Annotated in this window: 22 protein-coding genes; 17 read left to right on the forward strand and 5 right to left on the reverse strand. The window is 51.0% G+C overall.

Going from position 1 to position 19354, the window contains the following annotated elements; genetic code table 11:
• Positions 1 to 8: 8 nt before the first annotated feature.
• Together AC1W8Y_RS08925 and AC1W8Y_RS08930 are read right to left on the reverse strand one after the other, a co-directional pair.
• Positions 9 to 3191, reverse strand: a complete 3183-nt coding sequence (locus AC1W8Y_RS08925) for a hybrid sensor histidine kinase/response regulator (RefSeq protein ID WP_482014130.1) — start codon at positions 3189 to 3191, stop codon at positions 9 to 11.
• Between the two features lie 2 nt (positions 3192 to 3193).
• Complete coding sequence (locus tag AC1W8Y_RS08930) at positions 3194 to 4342, reverse strand: response regulator (RefSeq protein ID WP_482014131.1); 1149 nt, start codon at positions 4340 to 4342, stop codon at positions 3194 to 3196.
• Between the two features lie 160 nt (positions 4343 to 4502).
• On the opposite strand from AC1W8Y_RS08930, the gene AC1W8Y_RS08935 reads away from it, so the two are divergent.
• The 3 genes from AC1W8Y_RS08935 to AC1W8Y_RS08945 are packed head-to-tail and all read left to right on the forward strand — an operon-like array spanning position 4503 to position 6048.
• The gene (locus tag AC1W8Y_RS08935; RefSeq protein ID WP_482014132.1) at positions 4503 to 4823 is read left to right on the forward strand and encodes a flagellar protein FliT; all 321 of its coding nucleotides are present in this window, start codon (positions 4503 to 4505) and stop codon (positions 4821 to 4823) included.
• 12 nt (positions 4824 to 4835) lie between these two features.
• Positions 4836 to 5777, forward strand: a complete 942-nt coding sequence (gene fliK / locus AC1W8Y_RS08940; RefSeq protein WP_482014133.1) for a flagellar hook-length control protein FliK — start codon at positions 4836 to 4838, stop codon at positions 5775 to 5777.
• Positions 5764 to 6048: an EscU/YscU/HrcU family type III secretion system export apparatus switch protein gene (locus tag AC1W8Y_RS08945; protein WP_482014134.1), complete on the forward strand. Its 285-nt coding sequence runs from the start codon at positions 5764 to 5766 to the stop codon at positions 6046 to 6048. The genes fliK and AC1W8Y_RS08945 overlap by 14 nt, the downstream gene beginning before the upstream one ends.
• Here the strand turns inward: AC1W8Y_RS08945 and fliE are convergent, their stop codons facing one another.
• The gene (gene fliE / locus AC1W8Y_RS08950; RefSeq protein ID WP_482014135.1) at positions 6049 to 6420 is read right to left on the reverse strand and encodes a flagellar hook-basal body complex protein FliE; all 372 of its coding nucleotides are present in this window, start codon (positions 6418 to 6420) and stop codon (positions 6049 to 6051) included.
• Between the two features lie 134 nt (positions 6421 to 6554).
• On the opposite strand from fliE, the gene fliF reads away from it, so the two are divergent.
• The 14 genes from fliF to fliR all read left to right on the forward strand — a co-directional run bounded on the left by fliF (position 6555) and on the right by fliR (position 18424).
• The gene (fliF, locus tag AC1W8Y_RS08955) at positions 6555 to 8168 is read left to right on the forward strand and encodes a flagellar basal-body MS-ring/collar protein FliF (RefSeq protein ID WP_482014136.1); all 1614 of its coding nucleotides are present in this window, start codon (positions 6555 to 6557) and stop codon (positions 8166 to 8168) included.
• On the forward strand, positions 8161 to 9162 hold the full coding sequence (fliG, locus tag AC1W8Y_RS08960; protein ID WP_482014137.1) for a flagellar motor switch protein FliG: 1002 nt from the start codon (positions 8161 to 8163) through the stop codon (positions 9160 to 9162). Before fliF ends, fliG begins: the two co-directional genes overlap by 8 nt.
• Positions 9155 to 9805: a flagellar assembly protein FliH gene (locus tag AC1W8Y_RS08965; RefSeq protein ID WP_482014138.1), complete on the forward strand. Its 651-nt coding sequence runs from the start codon at positions 9155 to 9157 to the stop codon at positions 9803 to 9805. Before fliG ends, AC1W8Y_RS08965 begins: the two co-directional genes overlap by 8 nt.
• Positions 9805 to 11241 (forward strand): flagellar protein export ATPase FliI, encoded by a 1437-nt coding sequence (gene fliI, locus AC1W8Y_RS08970; RefSeq protein ID WP_482014139.1) that lies wholly within the window; start codon positions 9805 to 9807, stop codon positions 11239 to 11241. Before AC1W8Y_RS08965 ends, fliI begins: the two co-directional genes overlap by 1 nt.
• 5 nt (positions 11242 to 11246) lie before the next feature.
• The gene (gene fliJ, locus AC1W8Y_RS08975; protein ID WP_482014140.1) at positions 11247 to 11711 is read left to right on the forward strand and encodes a flagellar export protein FliJ; all 465 of its coding nucleotides are present in this window, start codon (positions 11247 to 11249) and stop codon (positions 11709 to 11711) included.
• Positions 11708 to 12922 (forward strand): flagellar hook-length control protein FliK, encoded by a 1215-nt coding sequence (locus AC1W8Y_RS08980; protein ID WP_482014141.1) that lies wholly within the window; start codon positions 11708 to 11710, stop codon positions 12920 to 12922. Before fliJ ends, AC1W8Y_RS08980 begins: the two co-directional genes overlap by 4 nt.
• Before the next feature lie 5 nt (positions 12923 to 12927).
• Positions 12928 to 14184 (forward strand): cyclic di-GMP phosphodiesterase, encoded by a 1257-nt coding sequence (locus AC1W8Y_RS08985; RefSeq protein WP_482014142.1) that lies wholly within the window; start codon positions 12928 to 12930, stop codon positions 14182 to 14184.
• A 112-nt stretch (positions 14185 to 14296) separates the two neighbouring features.
• Positions 14297 to 14854, forward strand: coding sequence for a flagellar basal body-associated protein FliL (gene fliL / locus AC1W8Y_RS08990; protein ID WP_482014143.1), 558 nt, complete (start codon positions 14297 to 14299; stop codon positions 14852 to 14854).
• A gap of 15 nt (positions 14855 to 14869) precedes the next feature.
• Positions 14870 to 15865, forward strand: a complete 996-nt coding sequence (fliM, locus tag AC1W8Y_RS08995) for a flagellar motor switch protein FliM (protein WP_482014144.1) — start codon at positions 14870 to 14872, stop codon at positions 15863 to 15865.
• Positions 15866 to 16288 (forward strand): flagellar motor switch protein FliN, encoded by a 423-nt coding sequence (gene fliN / locus AC1W8Y_RS09000; protein ID WP_482014145.1) that lies wholly within the window; start codon positions 15866 to 15868, stop codon positions 16286 to 16288.
• A gap of 5 nt (positions 16289 to 16293) precedes the next feature.
• On the forward strand, positions 16294 to 16590 hold the full coding sequence (gene fliO / locus AC1W8Y_RS09005) for a flagellar biosynthetic protein FliO (RefSeq protein ID WP_482014146.1): 297 nt from the start codon (positions 16294 to 16296) through the stop codon (positions 16588 to 16590).
• Positions 16587 to 17339, forward strand: coding sequence for a flagellar type III secretion system pore protein FliP (fliP, locus tag AC1W8Y_RS09010; protein ID WP_482014147.1), 753 nt, complete (start codon positions 16587 to 16589; stop codon positions 17337 to 17339). The genes fliO and fliP overlap by 4 nt, the downstream gene beginning before the upstream one ends.
• Before the next feature lie 14 nt (positions 17340 to 17353).
• Positions 17354 to 17623, forward strand: a complete 270-nt coding sequence (gene fliQ / locus AC1W8Y_RS09015) for a flagellar biosynthesis protein FliQ (protein ID WP_482014148.1) — start codon at positions 17354 to 17356, stop codon at positions 17621 to 17623.
• Between the two features lie 27 nt (positions 17624 to 17650).
• Positions 17651 to 18424 carry a flagellar biosynthetic protein FliR gene (gene fliR / locus AC1W8Y_RS09020; RefSeq protein WP_482014149.1) on the forward strand — a complete coding sequence of 258 codons (774 nt, stop codon included), beginning with the start codon at positions 17651 to 17653 and terminating at the stop codon, positions 18422 to 18424.
• A 41-nt stretch (positions 18425 to 18465) separates the two neighbouring features.
• Here the strand turns inward: fliR and AC1W8Y_RS09025 are convergent, their stop codons facing one another.
• On the reverse strand, positions 18466 to 18837 hold the full coding sequence (locus AC1W8Y_RS09025) for a hypothetical protein (protein WP_482014150.1): 372 nt from the start codon (positions 18835 to 18837) through the stop codon (positions 18466 to 18468).
• A gap of 233 nt (positions 18838 to 19070) precedes the next feature.
• The coding region (locus tag AC1W8Y_RS09030; RefSeq protein WP_482014151.1) for a hypothetical protein at positions 19071 to 19354 on the reverse strand (284 nt) is incomplete at its 5' end.

Here is a 19354-nt window from a genome sequence, read left to right on the forward strand (position 1 = left end):
CCGACGTCTTAACCAAGTTTGTCTTTCGTTTCGAGATCTGCACGGATCGAGTTCACCATCGCAATGGACGCATCCAGTTGTTCAATAAACGCGAGGTGAGCCGCTCGGTCGAGTTCGCCTTCAGTCAACTTGGCGTTGAACGCATTGATCGTTTCCAGTAACTGGTGCATGCCCAGAATGCTGGCCGATCCTTTTAAGTAGTGCAGTTTTTTCTTGGCATCTGCCAAATTATGTTGAGATAGAAAATTGTTCAACTCACTTTTGGTTTTGAGACTGTCCGCTGAGAACATCCCTAATAAGCGCAACGCCAACTGGGTATCGTTGAGACCTTGGACAGTCTCTTCGATAGATAGAAAGGCTTCGTCTTTAGCGGGGGGGCGCGGCACGGGGGTTTCTTTGCTCATGTTTGCGCTTGCTGCATCATGTGAGGGGGCAATAGGTTTTACAACGTCGCGCAACAGTGCGATGAGTTGTTGCCAATTTACTGGTTTGAGCAGAAAGTCTTGCATGCCGGCTGCCAGGCACTTGTCCTTGTCTTGATTTGATAAACCCGCGCTGACGCCAATGATGGGGCAATGATTCCAGCTGGGGTGTTTGAATAATTCTTGAGTGGCCGTTAACCCATCCATTTGAGGCATTTGAAGGTCCATGAGGATGATGTCGTAATTTTTCTGCGCAATCATCCGAAGCACTTCCACCCCATTTTCCGCGACCTCCACCTTGGCACCAGCCCGCGTCAGAAACTTGGCTGCGATCTCTTGATTGATCGGATTATCTTCGGCGAGCAGGATGCTGAGTGCGCGCAAGGGCAATTGTGCAGGATCAAGCAGTAAGCCAGCGATACGTCTGTCTGGTTCGGGTACCTCGTTGTCTTTACTGCTGGTCTGATCGCGTTCTGCACTGATCCCGAGCGTCAGGTCGAAATAAAAATGAGCGCCGCCGTGTGTGGCTTTGATTAACTTCAATTCGCTGTGCATTAAGTTCAAGAGCCGCTGACAGATGGTGAGCCCTAGCCCTGAGCCTCCGTATTTGTTCCAAGTATCAGTGCTTGCCTGGTGAAAAGGCTGTAGTACGTATTCGAGCGCTGCTGGGTCTAGACCAATGCCAGTGTCAAGCACAGAAAATCGAACCGTGACCTGCTTTTCGTTAGACGAAACGAGATCTAAGATAATGTGGACGGCACCGCGAGAAGTAAATTTAATGGCGTTGCCCACTAAATTGGACAACACTTGCCGAATTTTCGTCGCGTCGCCGACGACCCACTGCGGGCAGTCTTTTGACAGTTGTAAATCGAGTCCAATCCCCTTCAGAGAAGCTGACGCGAAAAACAAGTTTCTGATTTCCACCAATAACTTATCGAGGCTGATACGGCTGACGTCTTCAGTGACCTTATCTTCTTCGATCTTTGAAAATAATAGAATGTCATTCAGGATGGTCAGGAGAGTCTGAGAAGCAGTCTGGGCGGTGCCTAACAGACTTCTCGCAGACGCAGGTAGCTCTTCAAGCATGGCCAATTCGATCAGGCCAATAATACCGTGCATGGGTGTTCGAATCTCGTGCGACATGGTGGAGATGAAATTGGATTTGGCGCGAGTATTTTCGTTGGCGGCTTGTACAGCCTTTTTCAACCCATCCTCTAAGTCCTTTCGCTTGGATGCATCTCGAAGGACGAAAATCCAGTTGATCGGAGACGAGTTGCTTAAGAGCACCGGTTGTATCGTGATCTCGTCCCAGTTGGCGCCACCGCTTTTTGTATAGGTGGCCAACTCAGTTCTGAAGGCGGATTTGGCGAAAATGGCACGCTTGATACTGTTAATCGCTCTTCTGGAGGTTTGCTTGCCGAACAGCAGTTGGGGGGATTTGCCCAGTACGTCACTGCGTAAATAGCCTGATCGGGTCACGAAGGCGTAATTTACGTAAATGGCTTTCAATTGGTGATTGTCATCTTTATCTTCGATACAGATCATGATCATGTCATTTGAACTATCCATGACTCGTCTGAATAGATTCAATTGTTCATTGATCGTGGCTTGTTCATTGACGTTAATCACGACGCCGAGCAATCTGCCAAGCTTGCCCGCTTTGCGCGATTCAATATATTGAACCCGATGCATCACCCATTCGTATTGATCATTGATGAGTAGTCGGTAGGTCAAGCTTCGTTCGGTAATATCCCGCGCGATCAGTGCATCGAGCATGCTGCTCACCGCATGCATGTCATCAGGATGTACTTGGCTCAAGTAATCGTCTTTCGTCATGGAAGAGGACAGATCGACTGAGTTTTTCCAGTTGCCCTCGAGTACCACCGTATCCGTCGAAATGCGAAACTCCCAAATCAATGCCTGGGCAATGGTTTGGAGCCGATCGAGCGTGCTTCTGACATCTGCGACGATCGCCTCGTCAGGATCCATGCGATGAAAGACATTCAAAATGCTCAAACTCGCCTTCGCTCTCTTGCCTGAATAATGCAAAATAGCCGTTTGAAGCCCCAGCAAGAGCAGCAACCCAAGGACCCCAACCATGAGCGGGTGCGCTGGCGCTGAGGTGAGCGAAGATAACAGCAAGACGATCGCTAAAGCGCCAGTCAACCAACGCCAACGACCCTCCCAGAGTGGCCTTTGACGCAGCATGATGGATATCATCAGCGGCGCGAAGAGTGTGACGCTAAAGCAAATCCCCAACCAGGTATGTAAGAACGCGTGCCAGTGAATGTTTTCAATCGTATCGAGCCGCTGGTAACTCAGGCGGTCTGACGCCAAAAACAGTTCATAAACCGCACTTGGCAACAAGCAAGAAACTGGTAACGCGACCCCAAGTAAGACCACAATGGGTTGTAGCCGGTTCAGTGCGTGGTAAGCAGACTTGAAATATTTTCTTGGATAATTCGCAGCGATCAGGCATTGAAGAGCCATCGCCATGGCGAAGGTTAACGTCGCGACAATGAGTACCAGAACGTTGTTATCCCCTCGGTACTGGAGACCCAACGCCAACAGGATAGAGCCCACCCACACAGTTCGCATCGCGTGAGGGGTGTTGCTAAAGACAAGAGCGACGCCGAAGCTGCTGGCTAACATCAATGGCACGCTGGCGCCTAACATGACCGGCGGCAACCATCGATCGAGCATGCCCAACGCGACAAACACCAAAACGCGGAGAGTGAATCCTAGAGGATGATCCGTTTTAACAAACATTGTCAGCTAGTCTGTGCCCGAACGTGAGCATTGATGAGCGCAATCAACTGGTCGGGTTTAGTGGTTTTGGCGATTAAGTCGGTCATGCCACTTTCGAGACAAGCCGCACGCTCGCTCTCAGTGGCCGTGGCACTTAAACCGATAATCGGCAGGGTTTGGTTTGAAGCCATCTGGCGAATTTCACGGGTTGCCTCTAACCCATCAAGCACGGGCATTTGCACATCCATTAAGACGATATCAAACTGAGCCCGGCTCGCTGCAGCGACGGCTTCTTGACCATTGTCCGCGATCGTCACGAGCCAGCCGTGTCTGTTGAGCAGCGCTTGCATGGCTTGCTGAACAAACTGATTATCGTCGGCAAGCAGGATGTTTCTATTGGTTTGCAGTTTCAGCGAGTGCTCACTTCCATGCTCTTTGGATGGGTCGTGATCGGCTGGTGAGTCTGATTGCAATATATTCATGAGCGTGGTCGTACTTCGTTGAAATTCTGTGGTGAACGCATCGAATGCAGACTCGATCATGTATCTTTGCCGCAATGCGCGGTCGAGTTGCTCGGCGGTGTTTCGCAAGGCCGTTGCCCCAAGAATGCCGGCCGTACCGATCAAAGAGTGGATGAGGTACTGAGCCTCTCTGTGCTGCTGAGAATCGATTTTTTTGGTTAAGTCACGAATTGTGTTGACTGAATCCTTCAAGAATATTTCTATCATCTGCAAAATCAATGCCTCGTCGCCCAGCATGACGATAGCGCTGGCAAAATCAAACCCCTCAATCGATCGATTCAAGATGCTTGGCTGGCGGGGCCGAGGAGCTCGTGCGTCAGTCGAGATCTCAACCTGTCTGGGGCTGGACTTGAAGTGAATTGCCGGACGCAGGCCTTCGCTCGAGGGTTGCACTGCCGCACTCTGGGCCGATGAGGGGGCAGAGGTGTTGTTAACCACGGGTTCTGTGGTGGTTGGAACCCGTCCTATTTGAACTTCTGTCCGAGCCAATGGCGTCGGATCAATGCCCTTGGCATGAGGAAAGGAATAGGTCAAATCATCGTGCTCATGGCGAGTCTGATCCCCGGCAATTTGCCGTTGCTCGGTCTTCTCAACGTCAGCGTCGGATAACCAAGAACGAAGCTGACCCACGATACGTTTGATTTTGCTCACTATCTTCCTTTGTTCTTCTTTGAGCACGTGATTAGTATCGCCTGAGGGAGTGTTATCTGTGTTTATAGAACAGAGGGTAAAACCCGTCTTTGTTCGCAGGATAAACCTGACCTAGTTGCCAAGCATAATGGCGTTACTGTTCTCTCTGAATCGCGCCCTCATGCCTAAACGCAACATTTTATCGGTCTATGATGACATGCTTCAAGTCAGTCATCAAATGGTAGAGGCCGCCCAGCGGCAGGATTGGGATACCTTGACTGAGTTGGAGTCCATTTGTGCGACCTATGTCAAGCAAATTCAACTTGCCAAGCGACAAACCGATCTGACCTCAACCGAGGTGCAGACAAAAGTCGCTTATTTGATGAAAATTCTGGCCGACGACCGTCGAGTCAGGGATCTGTCCGAGCCCTGGATGGTGGAGCTTGCCAGTATGATGGCGCCAAAGGCCAGGCTCAGACCGACAATGCCCAAAAGGGATTAATCTCACTGACTTATGGAAATTAAAGGCATACCAGGGATCGACGCAGTCAAGTCTGGTGCGTCGGGGCAGGGCTCTGCAGCCACTGTTGCAACCCCCTTTGTGCCCGGTCAGGAGTATCAGGCAGAAGTCGTGAGCTATGCGCAAGGGCAAGTTGTCCTGCTCAGACTTCAGGATGGATTAGTGAACGTCAAGCTGGCAGGAGATGTCAGCGCGGGCCAAGTAGTCACCTTGAAGTTCTTGAGTGGTGACCCCATCCCGACGTTTGAGGTGATTGGGGCGAATGCCGGCAACAGCTCTGCGTATGTCGCGATCAGCAACGCAGCCACCCTGATTGGGCAATTCTTGGCACAGACGAGCGGTGTCCCTGACATTGGCGAGACGGTGACTACCGGACCGCCGCTGCTGAGTCAAGTGACTGATGCGGCCAGTGTCGCCGCTGAGCTCAAGCAATCATTGTCTGGTAGCGGCTTGTTCTACGAGTCTCAGCTAGCCAATTTGGTCCTGGGTGGCGGAGGAGCTGAGCATCTGATGGCCCAGCCACAAAATGCGCATGGTTTTGATCCTGCTGGGTTAGTTTCAAAGCAGTTGGAAATTTTCGAAAGCAATGCAGTTCGTTGGGCGGGGACAGTCTGGGCGGGCCAAGTCATGCATTGGACGACACAAATTGAAGAGGAGTCGCCCGCTGACCCCAATGCCGGGGACCATGCAGCGCAGACAGAGATCGATCATTCGAAAACGGTCACCAGCACCATGACGCTGGATTTGCCCAAACTCAAAAAGATTGCTGCCACCTTTAAGCTGAGATCCAATGGATCTCTGAGCCTATCGCTCAAAGCAGCCGACGATGTCGCCGCGTCCCTGTTAAGACCCGCCCTGCCAAGACTCGTCGATGCGCTCACCGCCTCTGGGCAGAATGTCACGTCGTGTCTCGTTTCGCCTCATGACAAAGCCTAAAGTCACCAAGCAGGCGGTTGCCCTCGCTTATGAGCAGGGCGAATTCGCCCCACGCGTGGTGGCCAAGGGTCGAGGGGTGGTGGCTGAGCAGATCATTAAACGGGCCAAAGAACACAATTTGTTTGTGCACGAGTCAAAAGAACTGGTGAATTTATTGATGAATGTGGATCTGGATGAGCATATTCCAGAACTGCTTTATCAAGCCATAGCCGAATTGCTGGTTTGGGTCTACCAGCTAGAGAAAGCCGAAGACAAGCCCCAGCGTCGGTGATTAAATCTGCATATTCATGATGGATTGGTAGGCGGAAACCAGTTTATTACGGACTTGCACGGCAGATTGCAGCGACAAACTCGCCTTTTGATTGGACATCATGACGTCAGATAACGCCACCGAGCTATCCCCGAGGGTAAAGCGTTGCCCGAGACTTTGAGCTTCATCCTGGTAGCTTTTGATCTGGTTAAGAGATCCTTGTAGTATTTTAGAAAAATCAACGACGCTTGACGGCTGCGGTGCCCCCGATACCGGCTTGGCCATCTGCGGCAGAGAACTGGCGCTTGATGGTGCGCTGGCTTGAGAGGCAACACTACGCAATTGAGCCAGCATTGACTGGATTTGATCCGTGCCGATTCCTCCTACGTTCATGTCATCTCCTTTGCGGATTGCTTCAATGTATGTAAATGTAGCAGGGGGGGTGTTAGGATTGCAGGTCAATTAAGTCAAAAAATACTGGCTTATTCAAGCAATTGAAATGCCTCGCAACGTCCATAATATCTGCTATGAACGGTCTAAATCGAAAGCTTCTACTTGCCCTGGGGATCGCCGCAGTGATTGCGGTCATGATCGCCTTTTGGCTATGGAGTCAAGAGCCGAAGTACAAAGTCCTGTTCTCGAACTACAGTGACAAAGATGGTGGCGCTATTGTGGCGGTGCTCGAACAAATGAATATCCCCTACAAGGTCTCAGATGGCGGATCCGCCATTATGGTGCCGGCCGACCAAGTTCATCAGGCGCGTTTGAAGTTGGCCGCGATGGGCCTACCCAAGGGGGGCAATATCGGGTTCGAACTGCTAGAAAAGCAGGGTTTTGGGGTGTCACAGTTCATTGAACAGGTGAATTATCAACGCGCCGTCGAGGGCGAGCTTGAGCGCAGTATTCAGGCCATTTCTGTCGTAGAAAATGCCAGAGTTCACTTGGCTATCCCAAAGTCAACGGTGTTTCTGAGAGATCAACAAAAGCCGACCGCATCCGTGCTGGTGAAACTACAAGCGGGTCGCTCGCTCGAACGACAACAGGTGAGTGCCGTATTGCATCTGGTCGCCAGCAGTGTCCCGGGTTTGTTGGTGACCAATGTGTCCATCATCGATCAAAACGGTGATTTATTGTCTGACACGAGCAAAGACAGAGCCAATCAGGTCGATCCCAGTCAGCTGAAATATGTCGAAGACTTGCAAAAAGGGATTGCCGCGCGGGTCGAGTCCATTATTACGCCAATCGTTGGGCTGAAAAACGTACTTGCCCGGGCGAACGCAGAAATCGATTTTTCGTCACTCGAAGAAGCAAAAGAAGAATACAAACCTAACAAAAACGCAGATGCCGCTGTCATCCGTAGCCAGCAAACGAATGAGTCCTCTGCGGCAGGTGGCGGCGCGGCTGCGGGCGGTGTGCCAGGCGCTTTGACCAACCAGCCCGGCGCCAATGCGACTGCGCCGATTGTCAACGATCCGAACGCGGTTGGCGCAACCGATGCTGCACCGGCAGCTGGGCCAACCAGCAAGAACACGACCGTCAATTACGAGGTTGATAAAACCGTCCGTTACACACAGAAGACAACCGGGGTGATCAAACGTCTATCGGTGGCGGTTGTGGTTAATCAAAAGCAAGAGCTCAAAGACGGCAAGGTTGTCTCTCGGGCGTTGACCGACGATGAGAAGAACCAAATCACTGAATTGGCGAAACAGGCCATGGGGTACAACGAGACGAGGGGCGATACGATCAGTGTCGTTAATTCGGCGTTTGTGCCCGAAAAAATCGAAGAGCTTCCTGCCATCCCGATCTGGCGTAACCCCGAGATCATCGAGCCCGCCAAAGACTTTGGCAAACTGGCGCTTGGTGTGATTGTGCTGTTCATTTTGTATCAGCGAGCCCTCAAACCGATGGTCACCAAGCTGATCGAATCGTTGAGCCCTCAAGAAGAGGTCTACCAAGCGCAACCTGCGTTGCTTGAGGGCGAGACGGCCCCTTTGCTTGAACCGGTGGCGCCTAAAGAGGTCGTGCCGGTGACGCGCAACTATGCTGACAATCTGGCACAGGCAAAAGCCTTGGCAACTGAAAACCCTAAACTGGTTGCCAATGTCGTGTCATCTTGGATAGCGGGCACGAACAATGGCTGACGACGACGGCGTAACGCGAGCAGCTGTCTTGCTCTTAGCACTCGGTGAGGATGGTGCCGCCGAGGTGATGAAGTATTTGGGTCCGCGCGAAGTGCAAAGGCTCGGTGTGGCAATGGCGGGTCTGACAGGGGTTGACCACGCACAGGTTGAAGAGGCGCTGCAGAAGTTCACCGAAGCAACCGGCGACGCGTCGGCGTTCGCGAAAGATTCTGACGAGTTTGTTCGAACAGTGCTGGTCAAAGCGCTCGGTGAAGATATCGCCACCGGCGTCATTGAGCGGATTTTGAATAAGCGCGAGGCCAGTGGTATCGAAGGCCTCAAATGGATGGATGCGCAGACGGTGGCGGATCTTATCCGTCAAGAGCACCCTCAGATTATTGCAACGATCTTGGTTCATTTAGAGCCGGACCAAGCGTCTTCGATTGTGGCCTGTTTTACGCCTCGCTTGCGTCAAGATGTCATGTTGCGCATCGCTACACTCGATAACGTCAAGCCAACTGCGTTGAAAGAGCTTAACGACGTTCTCACCCGATTGCTGTCTGGTAGTGAAAGCGTCAACAAGAAAAGCATCGGAGGTGTGCGTGCAGCTGCTTCCATCATGAACTTTATGAATTCAGAGGTTGAAAGCAGTTTGATCGAAGGCATCAAGGGGTACGACGAGGACATGGCGCAAGAGATTGTCGACGAAATGTTCATCTTCGACGATATTACAGAGTTGCCTGATGCCAGCATTCAGATCTTGCTACGCGATATCTCGTCTGAGTCTCTGGTAGTGGCCTTGAAGGGGGCCAGTAATGGATTGCGCAACAAGGTCTATAGCAACATGTCGGCGCGTGCGAGCGAAATGTTGAAGGAAGATCTCGAGAATCGAGGGCCCGTCAAACTGTCTGATGTCGAGGCACAACAGAAAACGATCTTGCAACTGGTCCGTAAATTAGCTGACGAGGGCACGATTATGCTCTCCGGTAAGGGCGGAGACGAGCAATATGTCTAGCGCTTTTATGCCGCCCGATCGGTCTAGACCACAGCAGGGGGGGGGGTTTGCCGATCTGTTTGAAACCAACAGAGCCAAGGTCGCTGAGCAAACGCCAGTCGTGTCGCCCGAAAAAGTAAAACTGATCTACGAAAAAGCCTATAAAGATGGCTACGAACGAGGGATGAATGAAGGGCACTTAAATGCACTGGAAGCAGGCAAGCATGAGACGGCGGGCGAGCAACGTTTGTTATTGCAGCTGTTGGGCAATTTTCAACAGCTTGTGGATCGTAAAAATGTAGAAACCTCTGAAGATCTGTTGAATTTGGCTGTCGACATTGCCAAGGCCATGATTCGAGTCAAACTTGAGACTGACCCAGAAGTCTGTTTGCCAATCATCAGTGAGGCGATCGGCAGTTTGCCTTCACTGCAAAGCCCTTTGCGCTTGAGTCTGAATCCGGCAGACGTAGAGGTCGTCACGCGTCATATGATGGATGATTTGCGCGATTTGGGCTGGGTACTCGTTGAAGATCACACGATAGAAAGGGGTGGGTGCGCGGTACAAACGGCGACCAATACCGTTGACGCAACCAATACGAACCGTTGGCGCAGAATATGCGACGCCTTGGGTCGATCCAACGATTGGCTAGAGACCTCATCGTGATGGATGACGCTCTCATCGATGCAGCACCATCACTGGGAGACGGTCGTGCGCCCGCCAGAATTCGAAATTGGCAAGAAATAGTCGGAGAACTATCGAAATCACTCAATCAACTGGATACGTTTGAGGTGGCGGGAAAAATCACTCGCGTGGCCGGGCTGGTCATCGAGGCGGCAGGTTTGCATATGCCGATTGGCAGCCTGTGTTACATCCCGCTCGATGATGGCAAATTGCTAGAGGCAGAAGTCGTCGGTTTCGAGAGTGGTAATTTGTTGTTGATGCCTTATGGCGGTACGGAAGGGGTGGGGCCAGCCTCCAAAATTCTGTCAAGAAAGGCCAGCAGCAATGGGCATCAGCCGCCACCGGGGCATTTGCCGGTTGGTCAATGTTTGCTCGGACGAGTGCTAGACGCGAGTGCTCAACCGCTTGATGGTCAGGGACCACTGCACGCAACTGAATTTGCTTCATTACATGCGCTCCCCATCAATCCGCTGAACCGGACTCCGATTGACACCATTCTAGATGTGGGCGTGCGTGCGATTAATGGTTTGTTGACGGTGGGGCGCGGGCAGCGGATGGGCGTGTTTGCCGGCTCGGGTGTTGGTAAAAGTGTGTTGCTCGGCATGATGGCTCGCTATACCGACGCAGAGATTATTGTGGTCGGTTTGATCGGTGAACGCGGCCGCGAGGTGAAAGAGTTTATCGAAGAGATCCTAGGGCCAGAAACACTCAAAAAGACAGCAGTCATTGCAGCGCCCGCAGACGCGCCGGCGCTGATGCGACTGCAAGGAGCGCGCTACGCCTGCACGATTGCCGAATATTTTAGAGACCAAGGCAAACACGTCTTACTTATCATGGACTCATTGACTCGCTATGCCATGGCTCAACGTGAAATCGCCCTCGCGATTGGTGAACCACCGGCGACGAAAGGTTACCCCCCTTCGGTATTTGCCAAACTGCCTGTACTCGTTGAACGTGCAGGTAATGGCGAACCTGGCGGAGGATCTATTACCGGGTTTTATACGGTCTTGACCGAAGGTGATGATCAGCAAGATCCGATCGCCGATTCGGCTCGCGCCATTCTTGATGGGCATATCGTGCTGGATCGAGCACTGGCTGAAAGCGGGCATTACCCCGCAATTGACATTGAACAATCCATTAGCCGGGTGATGTACGCCATTGTGACCGCAGATCATCAACGTGATGCCAGACGACTCAAACAGCTGACGTCCCGATATAACCGAAATATCGATTTAATCAATGTCGGTGCTTATTCAGCGGGTAGTGATCCTATCCTCGATGAAGCGATCAGAAAGCGGCAGGCGGTTGAGTCATTTCTGCAGCAGGACCGCACTGAGCGATCAGATGTTCCGACCAGCATCAATCGCTTGGCAACCTTATTTTCAGATGCTGGAAGCAGCGCAACAGCAGGACGCTGAACAACATGGCTAAATCGACTTCGTCATTGGAAACTTTGCTTGAACTGACGCAAAAAGCGGTCGACGAAGCGTCGATTGAGTTGGCGCATATCAATCGACAGCTTGCTGAGGCTGAGGGGCAGTGGCAAACGTTGAGTGAGTATCGGCAGCAGTATATGGACGACCATGTCGAGCAGCTGACCGCAGGCATTCATCTGGATCAGCTATCAAACTTTAAATTGTTTGCTGCGAACCTGGATAAAACCATGCAGGGTCAGCAGCAAGTGATTGATCGTTGCAGAATCATGGCAGAAGAACAAAGAATTGCTTGGCAGGCGTGCAAAAGAAAACAAATGTCCTTCGAAGTCTTGCTTGAAAAAGAGATGAAAAGGCGCAGGGCAGCTGAATTAAAGAGAGATCAAAAAACAACAGATGAATTTGTGAACGCTCGCGCTGCGGTAAAGTTAATCAAGAAGCGGATACAACCATGATTAATACCAACTTGAACCAAGCGATGATTAGTCAATCGGACGAGACCCGTTCGTCGGATCGATCGGTGACTCAGTCATCGACTTATAAGAGTTCAGGTTCGGTGAGCTTTTCTCAATTGCTTCAACAACGAGAGCGGGGGCAGGATATTGCCGGGGCTTCACTTAAAGCAAGCCAAGACCAACAAGCGCAACGCAGTCAAGCAGATAAGCGTCATCGAGAAACTGAAGCGACGAATGCGAGGGGGCCAACAGGGTTCTCTAATTCGTCTGGTCTGGGCGCAAACGGCGTTAGCCGGCCGACCAGTAACAACGCCTCTGGGCCTGCGTTAGATACCGAATCAGACGCGCCAGCTGCCCAAGAGATGGTTGCGGGTCAAGGGCTGAGTTCAAAAATCCCGTCTTCGCGCGCGACTCGAGCATCGTCGTCATCAGGGTTAACCGTCGCCAATGGCGACGATACTGAGAAAGAAGAGGCGGCTGCCGGCACTCAGCTAACACGAGACGGCGCACGCTCAAATCGAGCAATTTCAACCGCCTTGGGTAATAGTCGCGGCAACTTGTCGGATACCGGTCTACCCAGCAAACTCAATCAAAGCGCTGGTGCAGCGATTCACAAAATCGATGCCCGCGTGAGCGATGGACACCAAGACGAGGAGGGGGCTGAGGCAAGCGTCGTTGCGACGCTGACCAGCACGGCGATCACCCCGCGAGACGGTAATCTGGCGCATGGACAAGGGGGTGAAGCTTATACCTCGGCGACGAAGGATGTGGAACCGTATGTCATGCAGTCAAGGCTGGATGCAGGGGGGTGGCACGCAGAAATGGGCCAACGTCTGGTCTGGATGAGCCAAGGTGAGCATCAAACAGCGACACTGACATTAAACCCTCCCCATTTAGGTCCGTTGAAAATTGAGATCCAAGTGCACCGAAATATCGTTTCGGCGAGTTTCATGTCGGATAACGCCGAGGTGAGGCAGGCGCTGGCTGAGGGGTTTCCTGCACTGAAAAGTGCGATGGCCAATGCTGGGGTCACCCTTGGCCAAGCGGCTGTCTCTTCGGGTGAACAGGCGAGCCAAGATGCTCAGCCCGCACCCGCCGCCCGATTGATGGCCAAGCGCTTTTTGGCAGATAGTTCGCCCGTTCAGACAGGGTTGGATATAGATCAGAGACGTGGCACGTCTGGCCACGGATTAGTAGATACTTTCGCATAATCATCATGATCAAGAAAATCCCTATCCAAGAAATTCGTATTGGCATGTATGTCGCGAAACTGCCGGGCAGTTGGATTGAACGTTCTTTCTGGCGTTCGTCTTTCATGATTAAAAACGTGAAAACCGCTAAAAAAATCATTGAAAGCGGTTGTGAGCATTTTTGGATCGACACCGACAAAGGACGAGATGTCGCCACCGCGGAAGAAAAGGCGCAAGAGAGAGAAGCGGCGGCGGCAAGAAACCGAGTGGATGAGATTGCCGAGTATTTTGCGCCCAAGCAAAAAAACGTGCGAAAGCAGTCTAAGGAAGAAATCAAAGAAGACGAGAAGGCAAAAAACGAGTCGGCCATGGACAAAGCCGCCGCAGTGCTCGCGCGCAGCAAAGAGTCGGTCAATGCCTTTCTGAACACTGCCCGATCGGGTAAACCCATTGATATCAAAGCAGCAGAGAAGATCGTTGATGAGATTGTTGATTCGGTGAGTGACAATCGGCATGCCGTGGTTAGTGTGGCACGACTCAAAGAGTCTTTCGACTTCACGACTACCCATGCAATTGCGGTGACAGGTTTGATGGTTTCACTCGCGATTGAGTTAAAGTTTTCTGACGCTGCTATCCGTGAAGCAGGGCTTGCAGGCCTATTGCATGACCTAGGGATCGTCGCAAACACCCCCGACATGATGCGACAGCATGGCACGACCATGACTTCTGAAAACTTATTCGGAACTCATCAAAGGGATGGCTATGACATGCTTCAGAAGGGCGGGGAAGTGTCTCAAGCGGTGCTTGATGTCTGTTTGCATCACCATGAGTCTCTTGATGGATCTGGGGGGCCCGATGGTTTGAGTGGCGAACAGATGAGTCAACTGACCAAAATGTGCAAAATCTGCGACATGTACGATTCGATGACATCGGATCATGACCGAAGGGCGGGTATGCCGCCGCCCTTTGCTATCAAGCAGATGTTAAAAAAGACGGATAAGGAGCTTGATGAAACCCTCATGGAAGCCTTTATCAGAGCGGTAGGACTATACGCCGTTGGTAGCCTGGTCAGACTTAAGTCAGATAAATTAGCGATCGTCATTGAACAATCGTCGAACTCACTGACCACGCCACGCGTCAAAGTTTTCTATTCGATTAAGTCGCAGCTCAGAGTGGTGCCTGAGATCGTTGATCTTTCTTCTGATGACGTGGCTGACGAGATCGTGTCCGCTGAAGATCCAGCTAAATGGCAGTTGGATAACTTAGATGCTTTGTGGCGGTAATGATCGATTTTTACAATTGCCACATATAAATCGGATTCCCCGCCCTATTTAAGACATTTGACTGAGCAAATTTCGTCCATAATGAGACCCTGAGTGATGACAGGAGCATTTAATGGCGACGGCAGCAAAAGGCAAGAAAGTAGAAGAACAAGAGGACTCTGACGAGCCTAAAGCTGGTAAAAAATCAAAAGCAAAACTTTTGGTGTTGGTGCTGTTGCTGCTGATCCTGCTGGGCGGCATTGCCGGGGGAACTTACTATTTCTTAATCAAAAACGGGGATGCCCCTGTCGCTGGCGCAGAGGCAGAGGCAGAGGCAAAGCCCAAACCGAAAGAGAAGAAAGCACCGACTAAGCCACAGTTTGCCCCCCTTGACGCCTTTACAGTCAACCTATTGGGTGAAGAGAATCAAGATCCGCAGTTTTTGCAAGTCAGTGTCACCTTGCAGGCAAAAGATACCAAAGGGGTAGACAATATTAAAGAACACATGCCCATGGTACGCAATCGTATGCTGATGATTCTCTCGAGTAAAAAGGCAGCGGATGTGTCTAATTCAAAGGGCAAAGATAAGTTGGTCGAAGAAATCATGAACGAATTGAACAAACCCTTTGAAGAGGATGATGAAGAGCAGCATGTCATTGCTGTCTACTTCACGACGTTCATCATTCAGTAAGCGGATACTCAACCGATGAAAGACGGATTTTTGACGCAAAATGAAGTCGATGCCTTGCTCAAGGGCATTGACGATGAAGAGATTGGGTCATACGATCAAGTCGATGAACCCGGTGAAGTACGGACATTTAATTTAGCCAATCAAGAGCGCATTGTCCGTGGAAGCTTACCGACCCTCGAAATCATTCACGAGCGGTTTATTCGGATGTTGCGGGTGTCCCTATTCAACTTTTTGCGACGCACGACCGAAGTCTCGGTCAACGCCGTCAAAACGATGAAGTACGGCGAGTTCGTCAGAAATCTGGTCGTGCCGACCAACCTGAACTTGGTTCATATCAAGCCTTTGCGTGGTACGGCCTTGATTGTTTGCGATCCCACGCTGGTGTTTTCGGTCGTCGATTGCATGTTTGGGGGAGATGGCCGTTTTCACACCCGTGTCGAGGGGCGTGATTTTACGCAGACCGAACAACGCATCATCAGACGCGTTCTTGATTTGATTTTCGACGCCTATCAAAAATCATGGGCACCTGTCTATGAACTTGAACTTGAGTATTTAAGGTCTGAACTCAATACTCAGTTTGCCAATATTGCGACGCCTAATGAAGTGGTTGTGACGGCGGCCTTTACGGTTGAAGTCGGGGCGGCGATTGGGCAAATCGATCTGTGTATCCCGTATTCAATGATTGAGCCCATCAAAGACCTGCTGGCGTCTACGTTGCAGGGCGAAACCCTTGGGGCAGATGATCGTTGGGTCAGGCTGATGCGAAGAGAGATTATGCCAGCCGAGCTTGAGCTTGTGGCTAATCTCACGACCAAGCAGGTCAATGTTGCTACCTTGCTCGAAATGAAGGTGGGAGACGTGATTCCGCTGAACTTGAGTGAAGAAATCGAAGTAACGGTTGAGAGCGTGCCGGTCTTGTCTTGCCGGTATGGGACATCGAATGGGCAGTACGCGCTTCGAGTGGAAAAAGTTCTCAAAATGGATAGTAACGAAACGGCCAGGAGATCTTAAATGGCGACAACCCCCGACGAAGAATCATTGAATCCCGAAGAAATTCTGGATGCGGGCTGGGATGCAGCGATGCGTGAGCAAGCACAGGCAGATAAACCCGCAGCAGCACCCAGAAATGATGTGTTCAATGAGTTTGCACCCGCAGAGAAAGCCACGGGTCAGAATGACATAGAGTTTATTTTGGACATCCCTGTTCAGCTAACGGTTGAGCTGGGTCGCACGAAAATGACCATTAAAAACCTCTTGCAGCTTGGACAAGGCTCGATTGTCGAGTTAACAGGGATGGCAGGCGAACCCATGGATGTGCTCATCAACGGCTATATCGTGGCCCAAGGCGAAGTTGTCGTGGTGAATGATAAGTTTGGCATCCGCTTGACCGACATCATTACGCCGACAGAGCGTATCCGTAAGCTGAATCGGTAAACAAGATGGATATGATTCGCGCCACAGCTAGCCTTGTCCTCATACTGGGCCTCGTCCTTGCTTTGGCGTGGGTGCTCAAGCGCACTTACGGCAAAAAGCTGCTGAATGGCTCGGTTGCTCGGGTCTTAGGGGGTGTGAGCGTCGGATCCAGAGAAAGGATTGTCGTGATTGAGGTCGCCGGTCGCTGGCTCGTTGTTGGCGTGTCGTCGGGACGGATGACTGCAATCGCAAACCTCGATCCGCCGTCCTCAGTGCAAGCGGCGGTTTCGGGGCTGGCTGAGCAAAAGGATTTAACGTCATGAAAAGGGTCGGATCCGGGTTTTGCTTGTTCTTAGGCCTTGTTTTTTTTGCAAGCATGGCGCAAGCCCAAGAGGCTGAGGGTTTGAATCTGATCAATTCGGCGGCATCCGCCAACGGAGGACAGACCTACAGTTTGAGTGTCCAGACGCTCGTGTTCTTGTCTGCTTTGTCATTTTTACCAGCCGCGCTGATGATGATGACCAGCTTCACCCGCATCATTATTGTGCTGTCCTTGCTTCGTCAGACCTTAGGCGCACAAGGGGTCCCACCAAACCAAATCTTGCTCGGCCTCGCGTTGTTTCTGACCTTCTTTGTGATGCAACCCGTTTTTGACAAAATATATGTGGATGCCTATCAGCCATTTAGTGAAAATAAAATCACCATGACGGTTGCCCTGGATAGAGGGGTACAACCACTGAAAGAATTCATGCTGAAACAGACTCGGCAGACAGATCTTGCCTTATTCATCAAGCTCTCGCGTAACGACAAAATTCTCAAACCAGAGGATGTGCCACTGACAGTGCTTGTGCCTAGTTTTGTGACCAGTGAGTTAAAAACCGCGTTTCAGATTGGTTTCAGTATTTTTATTCCCTTTTTGATTATCGATATGGTGGTCGCGAGTGTGCTCATGTCGATGGGGATGATGATGGTGTCGCCTTCGATTGTCGCGTTGCCCTTCAAATTAATGCTCTTTGTTTTAGTGGATGGGTGGCAGTTGCTGCTTGGTTCGCTAGCGCAAAGTTTCTATTAATGGGACATTGATCGATGAATCCAGAATCCGTCATGAATATTGGCCGCGAGGCAATGCAAATCATGGTTATGATCGCAGCGCCAATGCTGTTGTCGTCTTTGGTCGTGGGGTTGATTGTCAGTATTTTTCAAGCGGCGACTCAAATTAACGAGCAAACCCTGACGTTTATTCCAAAACTGGTCACCGTTTTGGCGGTGCTGGTGATTGCCGGCCCGTGGATTCTTTCGGTCATGACCGACTATATGCATCATGTATTGACCCAGTTTCCAACCTACTCCGAATAACCTTCACACGAACCCGTCGGACAAATCGTGATTGACCTCGATAGCGATATGCTGCAAATGTGGGTCACAGGTTTATTCGTCCCATTGACGCGTATCCTGGCCTTTTTTGCAGCTGCGCCACTGTTTAGCAACACCTCAATTGCTGCCCCCGTCAAAGTGGGTCTGGGGGTATTGATCACCCTCATCATTGCCCCCACGCTTGCAAGCACCAAGGTCGATCTTTTTTCTGCCAGCGGGGTACTGGTCTTAATTCAACAAATGTTGATCGGTACGGCGATGGGATTTGTGATGCGACTGGTGTTCAGCGCGATCGATATGTTCGGGCAGATGAGCGGGCTAAGTATGGGATTTGGTTTCGCAACCTTTTTCGATCCCGAATCTGCAGGCCAGACGACTGTGATTAGCACGTTTCTAAACCTGTTAACCATGCTCGTCTTTTTACATATGGACGGTCACTTATTGATGATCTCAGTACTGGCAGATAGCTTTGAGATTTTGCCTATCCAGCTGGGGCTTGGGGGATTGAACGGTATGCAGGTAGCCAGATGGGGTTCGACGATTTTTAGCACAGGGCTGCAGCTGGCGTTACCCATACTCGCCGCTATGCTCGTGACCAATATGGCGCTCGGCGTCTTAACGCGGTCAGCCCCGCAGTTGAATGTTTTCGGGATCGGTTTTCCGATAACGCTGGGGACAGGTTTGGTCATCTTAATGCTGCTGCTGCCACCCATGGTAAAGCCGCTACAGAAACTGTTTGAACAGAGTTTGTCCGCGACCCATATGATTTTGCGGCAGCCCTAGAGCTGCCGCAAGTTCAGAACTAAAGGCAGATTGCTGAGACTTCAAGCAGGAGCGTCTGTCTTTTTCTCGTATGGCTTCAGAATGGTTTTAACCGAAGCGATGACAATGGCGAGCATATCTGTGTTTAATGTTTCAATCACGCCGTTGATAATTCTGATGTTCGTCGAGTAAATCGACTTGAGCAACGTACGGTGTTGTGAATTCAGACGTTCGTTGAGATTCTCTTGAACCCATTGCAAACCATCTCTCACTTCAATTAAGCGAACATGCGTCGTGACTGGATCGTACTGCCCAGCTTGGATTCTGTTGAGAACCATGATGACTGACTCGAACCATCTTTTTTCAAAATCGGCGCCCTGTACATGATTTTGGACTGTGGTGTAGGCTTTCAAGCCATTGGCTGATGCAAACATGATTAACTCCTGTGGATACCCATACGTTAATGATAGGCCGTTACAGTTTCATTCAATTCAAAGTAAACGACTACTAATACATGTTATTTATAACGACTGAAAACCTCAAAACTTGAGGGTTCAGTTTGGTTAAATTTAGGTTGATGCCCTCCCGTTGTGATAACACCGTCTGCGAAAGCGGTGGTCAATATGCTTGACCACCGTTTGTATAGGGTTTGTCTGTGGCTAAAGGATTAACGGAAGAGCGTCAGCACTGCTGCTGCAGCCGTGTTCATTTGGCTAACCAGGTAGTAATCCACCGATTGCTGGTTGTTTAACTGTTGCAACTGAGCTTGCAGGGCGGTTTGATCGACTGCTTGCAGTGAATTCACCGTGTTTTGCAAGTTGGTGCCCAGTGATGTCACGGCATTTTGGTCAGCGCTCAGGGCAACTGAGTAAGCATTCAGGTTCGACTGGCCCGTTGACACGGTGCTCAGCAAAGAGGTCAAGCTCGTGATCGAGGCCGCGGCAGCCGTGC

This window comes from Jezberella sp. (genome assembly GCF_964834465.1).